15 protein-coding genes are annotated in these 15196 nt (G+C 37.1%); 12 read left to right on the forward strand and 3 right to left on the reverse strand.

What is annotated here, in order from left to right:
- Positions 1-82: 82 nt before the first annotated feature.
- Complete coding sequence (gene leuB / locus A6A10_RS03135) at positions 83-1162, reverse strand: 3-isopropylmalate dehydrogenase (protein ID WP_121122071.1); 1080 nt, start codon at positions 1160-1162, stop codon at positions 83-85.
- Positions 1163-1304: 142 nt separating this feature from the next.
- Here leuB and A6A10_RS03140 point away from each other — a divergent pair, with 142 nt between their 5' ends.
- Complete coding sequence (locus A6A10_RS03140; RefSeq protein WP_121122069.1) at positions 1305-1538, forward strand: YceK/YidQ family lipoprotein; 234 nt, start codon at positions 1305-1307, stop codon at positions 1536-1538.
- Here the strand turns inward: A6A10_RS03140 and ubiG are convergent.
- A complete protein-coding gene (ubiG, locus tag A6A10_RS03145) occupies positions 1519-2241 on the reverse strand; it encodes a bifunctional 2-polyprenyl-6-hydroxyphenol methylase/3-demethylubiquinol 3-O-methyltransferase UbiG (RefSeq protein ID WP_121122067.1) in 723 nt (240 codons plus the stop codon). The two genes, A6A10_RS03140 and ubiG, sit on opposite strands and share 20 nt — an antisense overlap.
- A 288-nt stretch (positions 2242-2529) precedes the next feature.
- Between ubiG and gdhA the strand changes: the two genes are divergently transcribed.
- The 3 genes from gdhA (at position 2530) to cpdB (ending at position 6538) form a co-directional block, all read left to right on the forward strand.
- Positions 2530-3867 (forward strand): NADP-specific glutamate dehydrogenase, encoded by a 1338-nt coding sequence (gene gdhA / locus A6A10_RS03150; protein WP_121122065.1) that lies wholly within the window; start codon positions 2530-2532, stop codon positions 3865-3867.
- Between the two features lie 163 nt (positions 3868-4030).
- Positions 4031-4495, forward strand: a complete 465-nt coding sequence (locus A6A10_RS03155) for a pyridoxamine 5'-phosphate oxidase family protein (protein WP_121122063.1) — start codon at positions 4031-4033, stop codon at positions 4493-4495.
- 63 nt (positions 4496-4558) lie between these two features.
- Positions 4559-6538: a 2',3'-cyclic-nucleotide 2'-phosphodiesterase gene (cpdB, locus tag A6A10_RS03160; protein WP_121122061.1), complete on the forward strand. Its 1980-nt coding sequence runs from the start codon at positions 4559-4561 to the stop codon at positions 6536-6538.
- Between the two features lie 78 nt (positions 6539-6616).
- On the opposite strand, the gene A6A10_RS03165 is transcribed toward cpdB, so the two are convergent.
- Positions 6617-7108, reverse strand: coding sequence for a peptidylprolyl isomerase (locus A6A10_RS03165; protein WP_121122059.1), 492 nt, complete (start codon positions 7106-7108; stop codon positions 6617-6619).
- Positions 7109-7250: 142 nt separating this feature from the next.
- On the opposite strand from A6A10_RS03165, the gene cysS reads away from it, so the two are divergent.
- From cysS to nrdR, 8 genes are all read left to right on the forward strand, one after another.
- A complete protein-coding gene (gene cysS, locus A6A10_RS03170; protein ID WP_121122057.1) occupies positions 7251-8630 on the forward strand; it encodes a cysteine--tRNA ligase in 1380 nt (459 codons plus the stop codon).
- A gap of 117 nt (positions 8631-8747) precedes the next feature.
- Positions 8748-9224, forward strand: a complete 477-nt coding sequence (locus tag A6A10_RS03175) for a low molecular weight protein-tyrosine-phosphatase (protein WP_121122055.1) — start codon at positions 8748-8750, stop codon at positions 9222-9224.
- 46 nt (positions 9225-9270) lie between these two features.
- Positions 9271-10821, forward strand: coding sequence for an exodeoxyribonuclease I (sbcB, locus tag A6A10_RS03180; protein WP_121122053.1), 1551 nt, complete (start codon positions 9271-9273; stop codon positions 10819-10821).
- Positions 10822-10903: 82 nt separating this feature from the next.
- Positions 10904-11902: an SAM hydrolase/SAM-dependent halogenase family protein gene (locus tag A6A10_RS03185; RefSeq protein ID WP_121122051.1), complete on the forward strand. Its 999-nt coding sequence runs from the start codon at positions 10904-10906 to the stop codon at positions 11900-11902.
- Positions 11903-11986: 84 nt separating this feature from the next.
- Entirely contained in the window at positions 11987-12805 is an 819-nt protein-coding gene (locus A6A10_RS03190; RefSeq protein WP_121122049.1) for a PHP domain-containing protein, read from the forward strand.
- 62 nt (positions 12806-12867) lie between these two features.
- Positions 12868-14325 (forward strand): replicative DNA helicase, encoded by a 1458-nt coding sequence (gene dnaB / locus A6A10_RS03195; protein ID WP_121122047.1) that lies wholly within the window; start codon positions 12868-12870, stop codon positions 14323-14325.
- A gap of 2 nt (positions 14326-14327) precedes the next feature.
- Positions 14328-14618 carry a YcgL domain-containing protein gene (locus tag A6A10_RS03200; protein ID WP_121122045.1) on the forward strand — a complete coding sequence of 97 codons (291 nt, stop codon included), beginning with the start codon at positions 14328-14330 and terminating at the stop codon, positions 14616-14618.
- A complete protein-coding gene (gene nrdR / locus A6A10_RS03205; protein ID WP_121122043.1) occupies positions 14618-15079 on the forward strand; it encodes a transcriptional regulator NrdR in 462 nt (153 codons plus the stop codon). Before A6A10_RS03200 ends, nrdR begins: the two co-directional genes overlap by 1 nt.
- Positions 15080-15196 lie beyond the last annotated feature (117 nt).

Consider the following 15196-nt stretch of genomic DNA (forward strand, 5'->3'; position numbering starts at 1 on the left):
AGAGTAAAATGCCATTACTAATTCGTACAGTAATGGCATTTTTTGTTACAAATTTTAGTGGTAAAGTGACCGCTTGTTAGGATTATTTGATAGCTTGAGCAATAAGATCACCCATTTCACTCGTTGAAATTGGTGTTGATTGATCCGCTAAATCTGTCGTACGAATACCTTGTGCTAATACACTTTGAACCGCTGATTCGATAGCATTTGCTGCATTGTCTAAGTTAAAACTATAACGTAGCATCATTGCAGCAGAAAGAATTTGTGCGATTGGATTAGCAATGTTTTTTCCTGCAATATCTGGCGCGGAGCCACCAGCTGGTTCGTATAAACCAAATCCTTGCTCATTCAAACTTGCAGAAGGTAACATTCCCATTGAACCTGTAATCATGGCACATTCATCAGAAATAATATCTCCAAAGATATTCGAGCAAAGTAATACGTCAAAAAAGTCAGGTTGTTTGATAAGTTGCATTGTCGCATTATCGATATAAATATGATCTAACTTCACTTCGGGATATTCTTTGGCAATTTCAGTTACCACTTCTCGCCATAAAATAGAACTGATCAATACATTCGCTTTATCTACAGACGTGACATGCTTATTACGTTTCATTGCGGTTTCAAACGCAACTCGAGCAATACGCTCAATTTCATAGCGATGATAGACTTCGGTATCAAACGCTTTTTCGTTTGCACCTTCGCCTTCACGACCTTTAGGTTGACCAAAGTAGATTCCTCCTGTCAATTCACGCACTGTTACCATGTCAAAACCTTTTTCGGCAATATCAGCACGAAGTGGGCAGAATTTTTCTAATCCTTTGTATAAAGTTGCAGGGCGTAAATTGCAGAATAGCGAAAAATGTTTGCGTAGAGGGAGTAATGCACCTCGTTCAGGTTGTTCATTGGCTGGCAGATGTTCCCATTTTGGTCCACCTACTGAGCCAAATAAAATCGCATCGGCAGTTTCACATCCTTTCAGCGTCGTATCAGGTAGGGCTTTACCATGATTATCAATGGCTATCCCACCAATATCATAGGGATGGTAGTTTAATTTAAACTGATATTTTTGTTGGACAGCATCAAGCACTTTAATGGCTTGAGCCATAATTTCTGGACCAATACCATCACCACTTAAGACTGCTACATTGTAAGTTTGCATATCATTCCTCTTTTATTATTGTGTTTAGTTTAATTAATGAAAGAAAAAGACAATATAAAACATTTTTACAACAAAATCCGAGATTTTTTGCATATTTTCTGTTATTTCAGTTATGATAATTGGCAGATGGGAGAATGAATAAATGAAAATAAATGCTTACAGGCTAATGGTAGTAATTTTGGGTGTATTATCTTTGTCTGGATGTGGCACAATTTTGAGTTTTACGGCAAACGACTATACCCCTTATGCAGGAGTAAGTCGTGATTTTTCGTTCATTCAAGAAGGGGGCATTGTCAGTGTGGTTGCCGTCGTCGATTTACCCCTCAGTCTAGTTTTAGATACGTTATTTTTACCTGTTACATTGAGTCAGAAATAGGTTTTAATGTAGCAATATAATTACAGCTTACATCCTTATTTATCCAGAATTTTTCTAAAAGTGGATTAAAATGATAGCCAACCATATCAATACAATCTAAGTCTGCCTTGTCACACCAATAGAGTAATTCTGCGGGTTTTATAAATTTATCAAATTCATGAGTACCTTTAGGTAACATTTTCAATACATATTCTGCACCGATAATCACTAAGGCATAGGCTTTTAATGTACGATTAATGGTAGAAAGAAAAAGTACGCCATTCGGTTTAAGTAATTTTTGGCAACTGCTAATTACTGATAATGGATCAGGCACATGTTCTAGCATTTCCATACATGTGATGACATCATATTTTTCTGCCTGTGTTTCTAGATGTTTTGCGAGAAAGTCTTCAACAGTAATTCGCTGATAGTCGATTTTGAGTTGATTTTCTTGAGCATGTTGTTTGGCGATCTCTAATGGATGTGTTGTCATATCAATGCCTGTGACATTAGCACCAGCTTTTGCCATACTTTCACTTAAAATTCCGCCTCCGCAGCCGACATCAAGAACTTTTTTTCCGAATAACCCTTCAGACTTTTCATTGATATAGGCAAGACGAAGAGGATTCAGTAAGTGGATTGGTTTAAAATCACCTTGTGGATCCCACCAACTTTTTGCCATTTTTTCAAATTTTGCTAATTCTTGTTGATCTACATTACTCATAAAAAAACCTATGATAAATATTTCTACTCATTCGTAATAAGAATTTTACTCTATATTTCTAGTAATGAGGGCGATTTTGCTAATTTTTATCAATAAATTTATAAAATATTGCAAGATTAAGGTCTTTTAGGTTTGTCTTTGAGTGAAAAATATGCATTTAAGCTTAGTTTTTTTAATTTTATGTATTAATTTTTCTAATTTATTGTTGCAAATTTAACTTGAATTGATAGACTTAATTACATTCAAAAAACACAATAATTTCTAATTATAAAAAAACAGGAGTATACAATGAGCGACTTAAATGCACTCTTCCAAGCAATCAAACAACGTGATCCGAATCAAGCACCATTCCACCAAGCAGTAGAAGAAGTTTTTGGTAGTCTTGCACCATTCTTAGCAAAAAATCCACAATATACTAAATACGGTTTACTTGAGCGTATCGTAGAACCTGAGCGTGTTGTAAGTTTCCGCGTAACTTGGGTAGATGATAATGGTCAAGTACAAGTGAACCGTGGTTATCGTGTACAAATGAACTCTGCAATTGGTCCTTATAAAGGTGGTTTACGTTTCCACCCAACTGTAGATTTAGGTGTTTTAAAATTCTTAGCGTTTGAACAAGTCTTCAAAAATGCTCTAACTACATTGCCAATGGGGGGGGGTAAAGGTGGTTCAGATTTCGATCCTAAAGGTAAATCTGATGCTGAAGTAATGCGTTTCTGTCAAGCATTCATGAGTGAATTATTCCGTCATATCGGTGCTGATACAGATGTTCCTGCGGGTGATATTGGTGTGGGTGGTCGTGAAATCGGTTTCTTATATGGTCAATATAAAAAATTACGCAACGAATTTTCTTCTGTATTAACAGGTAAAGGATTAACTTGGGGCGGTAGCTTAATTCGTCCTGAAGCAACGGGTTACGGTACAGTTTATTTTGCTGAAAGTATGTTAAATACTCGTGGCGAAAGTTTTGAAGGTAAACGTGTTGTTATTTCTGGTTCGGGTAACGTATCACAATATGCAGCAGAAAAATCAATTCAAAAAGGTGCAAAAGTATTAACGGTTTCTGACTCTAATGGTTATGTGTTATTCCCAGAAAATGGTATGACTGAAAAACAATTAGCAGATTTATTAGTACTGAAAAATGAGCGTCGTGAACGTTTATCTGTATATGCGAAAGAACAAGGCTTACAATATTTTGCAGACCAAAAACCTTGGGGTGTCGCTTGTGATGTGGCATTACCTTGTGCAACACAAAATGAATTAGACACAGAAGATGCAAAAACATTACTTAAAAATGGGTGTATCTGTGTGGCGGAAGGGGCGAACATGCCATCTACATTAGGTGCAGTAAATGTATTCATTGATGCAAAAATTCTTTATGCACCAGGTAAAGCATCAAACGCAGGTGGTGTTGCAACATCTGGTTTAGAAATGAGCCAAAATGCAATTCGTTTATCTTGGAGTACTGAAGAAGTAGATCAACGCCTATTTGACATTATGAAAAATATTCATGAAAACTGTGTTGAACATGGCTCAGAAAATGGTTTTGTAAACTATGTGAATGGTGCAAATATTGCAGGATTTAAGAAAGTTGCAACAGCTATGTTAGAGCAAGGTGTGTTATAGCCTTTACTTATATAATTTAAGTCAATGTTTATTTATTATGCAGAAGATATTTATATCTTCTGCATTTTTATTCTTTAGAATTTAGTCTAATTACGTTAGAATTAAAAGGCTTATCAAGCACAAGGTCATTAACTATATTCTACTTAATATTAGGAGGCTTAATATGCAAAAGCGGATGGCTTCTTACATTAAAAAAATGTATTTATTTACCCTTTCTTGTACACATAATGATATCCCTTGGGCAACAGCACATTATTATGTTTTTGATGAAGAACGAAAGCGTTTAATTTATGTTACAAGTGATAGAACCCATCATGCTCAAACTGTATTTAAAAATCCAATTGTAGCAGGAACCATATTTACCCCAACACGTTTTCATGCTTCTTTACAAGGTATTCAATTTACTGGGCGAACAGCTATGCTTGAAGGTGATGAAGCTCAATTAGGTCGAAAATTGTATAAAGCGCTTTATGATCATAGATTAATTGATGAGTTACCTGTTTGGGAGATATCACTGGAATACATTCGAATGATTGATCATTCTTTAGGTTTTTTTAATTCAATAGAATGGCGTATTGAAGATGAAGATACAGATTTAGAATCAGAAATAGAAGAGATAAATATTTAGCCCTATTTTGCAAGCGGTGGGTTTTATAAAAAGTTTGCAAGTTCATTTAATTGGAGTAATAAAATGATAAACAGAAGACGCTTTATTCAAATTGGTGCAAGTGCAATGCTAGTTCTTGGCACACAGCGGTACAGTTGGGCATTACCTGCTATGGAAAATGCCGTAAAATTACGTGTCATTGCGACTACAGATGTACATAGTTTTTTAACCGATTTTGATTATTACAAAGATGCCCCGACAGATAAATTTGGTTTTACCCGCACAGCAACTCTGATTGAGCAAGCAAGGAAGGAAGTCAAAAATAGCGTCTTAGTGGATAATGGCGATTTAATTCAAGGAAATCCTATTGCCGATTATCAAGCTGCCGTTGGCTATAAAGAAGGTAAATCTAATCCCGCTATTGATGTATTGAATTTCATGAAGTACGATGTAGGTACGCTAGGTAACCATGAATTTAATTATGGATTGGAATACCTCAATGCAGCCATTAAGCAGGCTAATTTTCCAATTATCAATGCAAATGTCGTAAAACCTGGTACAGATGTGCCAGTTTATCAACCTTATTTCATCCAAGAAAAAACAGTTATTGATGAATCAGGTAATGAACAAATTGTTAAAATTGGCTATATCGGATTTGTTCCTCCACAAATTATGGTTTGGGATAAAGCTAATTTAGATGGAAAAGTTGATGCTAGAGACATTGTAAAAACTGCAGAGCGATTTATTCCTGTTTTAAAAGGTAAAGGGGCAGATATTATTGTCGCATTAGCGCATACTGGACCATCAGATGAACCTTATGAAGAAGGCGCAGAAAATGCAGCGTTTTATCTTGCCGATGTAGAAGGCATTGATGCTGTTATTTTTGGACACGCGCATCGTTTGTTCCCGAATAAAGAGTTCTCAGAATCCCCAAATGCTGATATTGAAAAGGGTACAATGAAAGGCGTCCCTGAAAGTATGGCGGGTTATTGGGGGAATAACATTAGTGTTGTTGATCTGACGTTAGCGAAAGAAAATGATAAATGGGTGGTGACAGATGGACAAGCTGCATTACGTCCAATTTATGATGTAGAGAAAAAAGCTTCGACAGTAGAAAATCATCCAGGCGTTGCGGCATTACTATTTCCTGTTCATGAAGCAACTCGAGCTTTTGTTTCACAGCCTATTGGTAAAGCAAGCGATAATATGTATAGCTATTTAGCTTTAATGCAAGATGATCCAACGGTACAAATTGTCAATCAAGCACAAAAAGCCTATGCAGAAAATGTCGTGAAAAGTTTACCAAAATTAGCAGGATTACCTGTATTAAGTGCAGGTGCACCATTTAAAGCAGGTGGACGTAAAAATGATCCAACAGGCTATACCGAAGTCGATAAAGGTGATTTAACCTTCCGTAATGCTGCTGATTTATATCTCTATCCAAATACATTAGTCATTGTTAAAGTGACAGGGGAAGAGTTAAAAGAGTGGTTAGAATGTAGCGCGGGAATGTTTAATCAAATTGATCCAGCGAAGAAAGAAACACAATATTTACTTGATTGGACAGGCTTTAGAACCTATAACTTTGATGTTATTGATGGCGTGGAATATCAGTATGATATTACTCAACTAGCACGCTATGATGGCGATTGTAATTTAATTAATGAAGAATCTCATCGTGTTATCAGTTTAACTTATCAAGGTGAACCAGTAGATCCAAAAGCTGAATTCTTGGTTGCAACCAATAATTATCGTGCTTACGGTAATAAATTCCCTGGTACTGGTAGTGATCATATTGTATTTGCTGCACCAGATGAAAACCGTCAAATTCTTGCTAATTACATTACTGCAAAAAGCCAAGAAGATGGACAAGTCAGTCCAAGCGCAGATAAAAACTGGCGTATTGCACCAATTACTAGTGATGTGAAATTGGATATTCGTGTGGAGACTTCTCCAACTGAAAAAGCGAAAGCTTTTATCAAAGAAAAAGCACAATATCCGATGAAATTTATCAAAAATGATGAAGTTGGATTTGCGGTGTATAGCGTGGATTTAAGTAAATAAATTCTATAGATAGATAACAAGCGGTCAGATTTCACAAAAATTATGTAAAATCTGACCGCTTGTTCTAATTATCGTAAATTATTCAACAGTGACTGAGGTAATAATCACCTCTTCTTTTGGTACATCTTGGTGGAAACCGTAGTTACCAGTTTTCACGCCTTTGATTTTATCAACTACGTCCATACCCTCTACAACTTCACCGAACACCGCATAGCCCCAGCCTTGCATAGTTTCTGATTTAAAGTCTAAGAATGTGTTGTCTGCAACATTGATAAAGAATTGTGCAGATGCTGAATGCGGATCAGAAGTACGAGCCATTGCGATTGTGCCACGTTTGTTGCTTAAGCCATTGTTTGCTTCATTTTTGATTGGCGCACGAGTTTGTTTTTCCTTCATGCCCGCTTCCATACCACCACCTTGAATCATAAAACCATCAATCACACGGTGGAAAATTGTGTTGTTATAGAAACCGTCTTTACAGTAAGTTTTAAAGTTTTCTGCTGTTACTGGTGCTTTTTCCGCATTTAATGCAATTTTAATGTCACCAAAGTTAGTGTGTAATGTAATCATGTTGTTTCCTTGTTAGTTAGAGGGAGATACAAAGGCGGTATTATTAAAAAGTTTAGCCAAAATTGCAAAAAAATCTCACAATCTGACCGCTTATTTGCTATATTTGTCGCGATTTTTACAACTAAATGAAAATAGAGGAACTATGCTCAAAATTTATAACACCTTAAAACGTGAGAAAGAAGAATTTAAGCCAATCAATCCTAACCAAGTCGGTATGTATGTGTGTGGAGTAACGGTTTATGATCTCTGTCACTTTGGGCATGGTCGTACCTTTGTTTCTTTTGATGTGATTACCCGTTATTTACGTTATTTAGGTTATAACCTTCGCTATGTGCGTAATATTACTGATGTGGACGATAAAATCATTAAGCGTGCGATCGAGAATAATGAAACCACCGATCAGCTTGTGGATCGTATGATCGCTGAAATGCACAAAGATTTTGATGCGTTGAATATTTTACGTCCAGATGTTGAGCCAAGAGCGACCCAACATATTGCGGAGATTATTGAGTTAGTCGAAACCCTCATCAACAATGGTCATGCCTATGTGGCGGAAGATGGTGATGTGATGTTCCAAGTTGATACTTTCCCAAAATACGGCTCACTTTCACGTCAGAACTTAGAGCAACTTCAAGCAGGTGCAAGAATTGAAGTGAAAAGCGTAAAACGTAACCCAATGGATTTCGTGTTGTGGAAAATGTCGAAAGAGAATGAACCAAGCTGGGATTCTCCTTGGGGGAAAGGTCGCCCTGGTTGGCATATCGAGTGTTCTGCAATGAACAGTAAAGAATTAGGCAATCACTTTGATATTCACGGCGGTGGTTCAGATTTAATGTTCCCACACCACGAAAATGAAATTGCACAATCTTGCTGCGCGCACGGTGATCAGTATGTCAATTATTGGCTACACACGGGAATGTTAACGATTAACGAAGAGAAAATGTCTAAATCGTTAAACAATTTCTTCACTATTCGAGATATCTTAAATAAATACGACAGCGAAAGTGTGCGTTATTTCTTTTTAACTGCGCAATATCGTAGTTTGTTAGATTATAGTGAAGAAAATATCGGCTTGGCTCGTAAAGCCTTAGAGCGTTTATACACTGCTTTAAGAGGCTGTAAAACAGATATTTCATTGCCAGAAGACGATCAATATGTTGAGAGTTTTAAAGAGTCAATGAATGATGACTTTAACACTCCGGGTGCATTAGCTGTTTTATTTGAATTAGCGAGAGAAATCAATAAACTCAAAGCAGAAAATCAAGCAGAAGCAGATAAATTAGCATCTCGTCTAAAACAACTTGCGGGCGTGTTAGGTTTACTTGAACAAGATCCAGAAGTCTTTTTACAAGGCGATGCGAATAATGATGAAGTAGCGGAAATTGAAGCCCTAATCAAACAGCGTAATGACGCTCGTGCAAGTAAGAATTGGGCGGTTGCTGATGAAGCCCGTAATAAATTAACTGAAATGGGCATTATTTTGGAAGACGGTCCAAATGGTACGACGTGGCGTAAAGCGTAATTTTTCAATTTAGCTCTAATGTGAATGATAAGCGGTCACTTTCTCTAAAAATATTGCAAAATATTGATCGGAAGTGACCGCTTATTTACTTTATGTAATACGATTTTTCGAGGAAATATGAAACCACAAATTAATATCTTATTTGTCTGCTTAGGCAATATTTGTCGTTCACCAATGGCAGAGTATGTGATGCGAGACAAAATCAAACAGGCACACTTAGATAATCTGATTTTTACTGATAGTGCTGGCACAGCAGGATGGCATGAAGGGGAAGATATGCATCGGGGTACTGCCAAAGTATTAGCTCAACATCAAATTGATAATAAAGGTTTTAGCAGTCGTCCTATCAAAAAATCAGATTGGGATCAGTTTGATTATATTATTGCGATGGATGACAGTAATTTGCGTGATTTAGAAAAACTTTTTGGAAAATCATCTGAAAAATTATTCCAAATTACTACGCTACGGTCTGATTTACCATATGATCATATTCCCGACCCTTGGTACACCAACAATTTTGATGAAACTTACGCTTTATTAGATAAATGTTGTGAGAGTTTATTGGTGAAAATCAAACAAACTCATCATCTCTAATGCACAATATGCTACAATCGGGCTTATTTACTCCACAATATAGCCAATGAATAAGCCAACCTTCTTTATTTACGATTACGAAAGTTTTGGAATTAACCCCGCTTCAGACCGTCCTGCACAGTTTGCGGGGATTCGTACCGATAGTGATTTTAATATTGTCGGCGAACCAGTGATGTTCTATTGCAAACAAACGCCTGATTATTTACCTTCACCAGAAGCAGTAATGGTTACGGGGATTACTCCTCAACTTTGTAATAAAGAAGGCATTTCTGAGCCTGAATTTGCGGCACGTATTCATGCTGAATTTTCACAACCCAATACCTGTATTATGGGTTATAACAGCATTCGTTATGATGACGAAATGACTCGCTATACTTTCTTCCGTAATTTCTTTGATCCTTATGAGTATAGTTATAAAAATGGCAATTCCCGTTGGGATCTACTCAATGTAGTTCGTGCGTGCTATGCATTGCGTCCAGAGGGCATTGAATGGGCGTTTGATGATGAAGGCATGCCAAGTTTTAAATTGGAAAATTTAACTAAGGCAAATGGGATTGCACATGAAAATGCGCACGATGCGATGGCAGATGTGTATGCAACCATTGCGATGGCAAAATTAATCAAAGAAAAACAACCAAAACTATTCAACTTTTTCTTTGAAAATCGCGGTAAAAAAGAACTTGAAGCAATGATTGATACGGGTGAAATGACACCTCTTGTTCACGTTTCGGGAATGTTAGGCAATTATCGGGGAAATACCACTTGGATCGCACCGCTTGCGTGGCATCCAGAAAATAAAAATGCGGTTATCGTGTGTGATTTAGCGGGTAATATGGATGATTTACTGACTGAATCAGCAGAAGTGCTAAAAGAACGCCTTTATACTAAAAAAGAAGAATTGGAACAAAATGGCTTGAGTAGTGTGCCGTTGAAATTAGTACATATTAATAAATGCCCAATTTTAGCGCCAGCGAAAACCTTGTTGCCTCAAACCGCTGAACGATTGGGGATTGATAGAGAACTTTGTTTAGCGAATTTGAAAAAACTCAAAACACAGAAAAGTGTGATTCGAGAAAAAGTCACTGAAATCTTTAGTGACACACGTACATTCACTGAATCACCTAACGTTGAAACTACATTATATTCGGGATTCTTCTCGCCAGCAGATAAAAATAATATGGCAATTTTACGTACCTTAGAGCCACAAGAATTAGCAAATCACGGTCTAAAATTTGCCGATCCACGTGTCGAAAAACTATTATTTAATTATCGGGCAAGACACTATCCAGAAACCCTTTCTCGTTCAGAACAAGTTCGTTGGCAAAAATATTGTTATCAACAAATTGATGACAAAGCCGAAAGCTTTACTCAATCTATGGATAAGCTTTTCCAAGAGTTTCACGATAATGAAGAAAAACGTGCATTATTAGAAGAATTAACGATTTACGCTGAAACGCTATCAGAAGGGCAAACACTGAATTATTCTTCGGATCCTAATTCAGATTATTTATTAGCAGAATTAAATAAAGTGGCTGAACAAGCGGTCGATAAAGCAGAAAAATTTAAAGAATTAAACGCATTACTCGGCAAAAAATAATCGTGACAGTGCCTAGACAATTTTTATACTGTATATATACTAATTAAACAAATTTAATGCTTACACAACATAAGGATAATTAATGAATAAAAAATTTTTAGCAATTGTTATTGCGAGTTTTTCGACAATGACATTTGCGGCAACGGAACCCACGCAACCTGTTACGGACAATGTCGATAATGTAAAAAATACGCAACAAGTTGAGCAAAATGCGGAAAAAAATGCATTGGTATTACAAACTGATTTTAGTTTACAAGATGGTGCGGTTTCTGCGATGCAAGGGGTTGCGTTTGGGGTCGATCGTGACCTTAAAATGTTCAATTTAACCCACGAAATCCCGCCTTATAACATTTGGGAAGCCTCTTATCGTTTATTTCAAACAGCAACTTATTGGCCAAAAGGCACGGTATTTGTGAGTGTAGTTGATCCGGGTGTAGGTACAGATCGCAAATCGGTGGTATTGAAAACCAAAACAGGACACTATTTTGTGACACCTGATAACGGCACTTTAACCTTAGTAGCTGAAAATTTAGGGATAGATTCCATTCGTGAAATTGATGAAACAAAGAACCGCTTACCCGGTTCTGAAAAATCATATACCTTCCACGGACGTGATGTTTATGCTTATACGGGAGCAAGACTCGCCTCTGGCACAATCAGTTTTGACGAAGTCGGGAATGAATTACCGCCACAAGTAATGACAATTGACTATCAAAAACCTGTATTAGAAGAAGGCACATTAAGAGGTAATATTCCTGTATTAGATATTCAATATGGCAATATTTGGACAAATATTAGTGACTCATTGCTTGAAGAATCTGGTATTAAGCCTAATACACGTGTATGTGTGGAAATTAGCCAAAAAGTAGGTGATCAAAATAAGGCTAAAGTGCTTTATAGTGGTGCAATGCTTTATAAAAGTAGTTTTGGCGAAGTGGAAGAAGGTCGTCCTTTAATGTACCTCAATAGCTTATTGAATGTTTCATTTGCTTTAAATATGGATAATTTCGCGAATAAATATAAGATTAAATCAGGTGCGGATTGGTCTGCTTCTGTAAAATCTTGTGAAAAAGCGAGTTAATTCCTTTTTGTTTTTTATCCGTTGCCACGGTGTGTAGTTTTATATACCGTGGCTTTATTTTTTATTTTCCCATAAGATTATTTAATGATTAGAGATCTCCATAGCCATAGTACCGCTTCGGACGGTATGTTAACCCCAACCCAATTGATCGAACGGGCTGTTGAATTTAATGTAGGCATGCTTGCTTTAACCGATCACGATACTTTGGCGGGTATTGCAGAAGCAAAACATTTTGCTCAAACACAACCAATAGAATTTATTTCTGGCGTAGAAATCTCTATTTTATGGGAAGGAAAAAGTCTTCACCTTGCCGCATTAAACGTCGACGAAAATAATGAAGACTTGTTGAAATTAATGCAAAGCCAAGCCGAACTTCGTCAAACTAGAGCAGAGTTGATTGGTGAAAAATTAGAAAAGGCGGGTGTAGCCAATGCTTATGAGGGGGCAAAAGCCCTTGCAAGTGGGGAGGTCACTCGAGCACATTATGCACGTTTTTTAGTTTCACAAGGCTATGTGCGTAATGATGAACAAGCGTTTAAACGTTATTTGGGCATGGGGAAATCTGCCTATGTTAAACCTGAGTGGTGCTCCTTAGAAGAGGCAATTACGGCAACGCATCATGCTGGAGGAGTCATTTGTATCGCTCATCCATTGCGTTATAAGCTTACAGCACGTTGGATCCGTCGCATCATTACTGCTTTTAAAGAAGCGGGTGGAGATGGACTAGAAGTAGCTGGATGTGGACAATCGCCAGATCAACGTCAATTATTAGCTCGTTGGGCAAATGAATTTGAATTATATGCCTCCGCAGGGTCTGATTTTCATTATCCAGCGGGATGGATTGAGTTAGGTAAAAACCTCAATTTACCACAAGATTGTAAGCCCATTTGGGATAAATTTTAATAATTCAAATTTACAAATATTTGGATTAAACTTACCGCTTGTGTGTTGAATGGAGAAATGAAATGGCGAAGATCAAACCTAAAAAAGCCGAGAGAACCGTTGATAAAGAAATAGAAGAAATTAATACTGCACCACATTCTACGGAAGCAGAGCAGGCAGTACTGGGAGCTGTTCTAATCAATAATGAACAATGGGATAATGTTTCTGAAAGGGTTCAACCCTCTGATTTCTATCATTTTGCACACCGATTGATTTATGAAGAGATGCTTCATCTTGCATCGAATAATCAGCCGATTGATATTATCACCTTAGATCAAGAACTAACAAATCGAGGTGTGATTCAAGATGTGGGTGGTTTTGCTTATTTGGCGGAGCTTTCCAAGAACACACCAAGTGCTGCCAACGTTTTAACCTATGCTGAAATTATTAGCGAGCGAGCCATTCGCCGAGAATTGATTGCCGCAGGGCATAAGATTGCAGAAATGGGTTATCAATCAAAAGGGCTGTCGATTAAAGATGTTTTAGATGAGTCGGAGCGTTCCGTTTTCCACATTGCAGAAAAACGTACCTCAAATGAAGAAGGACCTAAAAAGATCGATACCATTTTGCTTAAAACATTGGATCGTATCGAAGCGTTAACCAAATTAAAAGGTAATGGTGTTACAGGACTTTCTACAGGCTTTACTGATTTAGATCGGAAAACCGCAGGCTTACAACCTTCAGATTTAATCATTGTTGCCGCTCGTCCTTCAATGGGAAAGACAACCTTTGCCATGAATATTTGTGAAAATGCAGCATTAGGTGACAAAATCGTTGTTGATGAAAATGGTAACCAAACAAAAGTGCCGAACAAACCTGTGCTTATTTTTAGCTTAGAGATGCCTGCCGATCAAATTATGATGCGTATGTTAGCCTCATTATCTCGTGTGGATCAAACTAAGATCAGAACAGGGCAACTCGCGCAAGATGATGAAGATTGGAGTAAGATCTCAACCAGTATGGCTCTCTTACAAGAACGCCATAATATTTATATTGATGATAGCTCAGGTTTAACACCGACTGAATTACGCTCTCGTGCTAGACGAATCTACCGTGAAAATGGCGGCTTGAGCTTAATTATGGTCGATTATTTGCAGTTAATGAGAGCCCCTGGGTACAGCGATAATCGAACCTTAGAAATTGCTGAAATTTCACGCTCGTTAAAAGCCTTAGCAAAAGAATTAGAAGTGCCAGTGGTTGCCTTATCACAGTTAAATCGAGGACTAGAGCAACGAGCTGATAAACGTCCAGTCAATTCCGATTTACGTGAATCAGGATCTATTGAACAAGATGCCGATTTGATTATGTTTATTTATCGAGATGAAGTGTATAACGATAATTCTGAATCAAAGGGCATGGCAGAAATTATTATCGGAAAACAACGTAATGGTCCGATTGGTAAAGTGCGTTTGGCTTTCAAAGGACAATATTCTCGATTTGATAATTATGAAAGCCAAGTAAGTTATGATGATGGGTATTAATTATGTTATGTGCGATTTATAAAAGCAGTAAAAAAGCAGAAATGTATTTATATATTGAAAAACGGGATCAATTTGATTCTGTTCCAGAAGAATTATTACAACAATTTGGTAAACCACAATTTGTAATGTTATTTAATTTAAAAGGAAACAAGTCTCTCAAGCGGGCAGATAATCAAGAAGTTTTGCAACAAATTGAAACGAAGGGTTTCTATCTACAAATGCCGCCGCCAGTAGAAAATTTGCATAAGCAATTTGTTGAACAAAATATCGAACAACAAAAGGGACAATTATAATGCGTTGCCCATTTTGTCATGCCGAAGATACAAAGGTGATCGATTCACGTGTTGCGTCAGATGGGTATTCCATTCGTCGTCGCCGTGAATGTAATCAGTGTAAGGAACGTTTTACCACCTTTGAAACTGTTGAGTTACAGATTCCGCACATTATAAAAAGTAACGGTAATCGAGAAGCATTTGATGAGCAAAAATTACGTCAAGGGATGGTTCGTGCGTTAGAAAAACGCCCTGTCAGTGCTGATGATTTAGAAAAAGCCATCACTCAAATCATCATCCGCTTACAAGGATTAGGCGAAAGAGAAGTGCCAAGTAGCCTTCTCGGTAAACTCGTACTCGAAGCCTTAAAAAATTTAGATAAAGTGGCTTATATTCGCTTCGCTTCTGTTTATATGAGCTTTGATGACATTGAAGAATTTACCAAAGAGATTGAAAAATTACGCTTGGATAAAGGGTGTTGATTGAATTAGTAAGGACTACTTACTACTCATTCTAATAAGGGATTCCCGTAGAATGTTAAAAAGGACTGAATCCGATTTATATCGTTTTCAGTCCTTTTCTTTTTGCAGATTAGTTAA

Origin of the sequence: Otariodibacter oris, assembly GCF_009684715.1 — a bacterium.
GTDB lineage: Bacteria > Pseudomonadota > Gammaproteobacteria > Enterobacterales > Pasteurellaceae > Otariodibacter > Otariodibacter oris.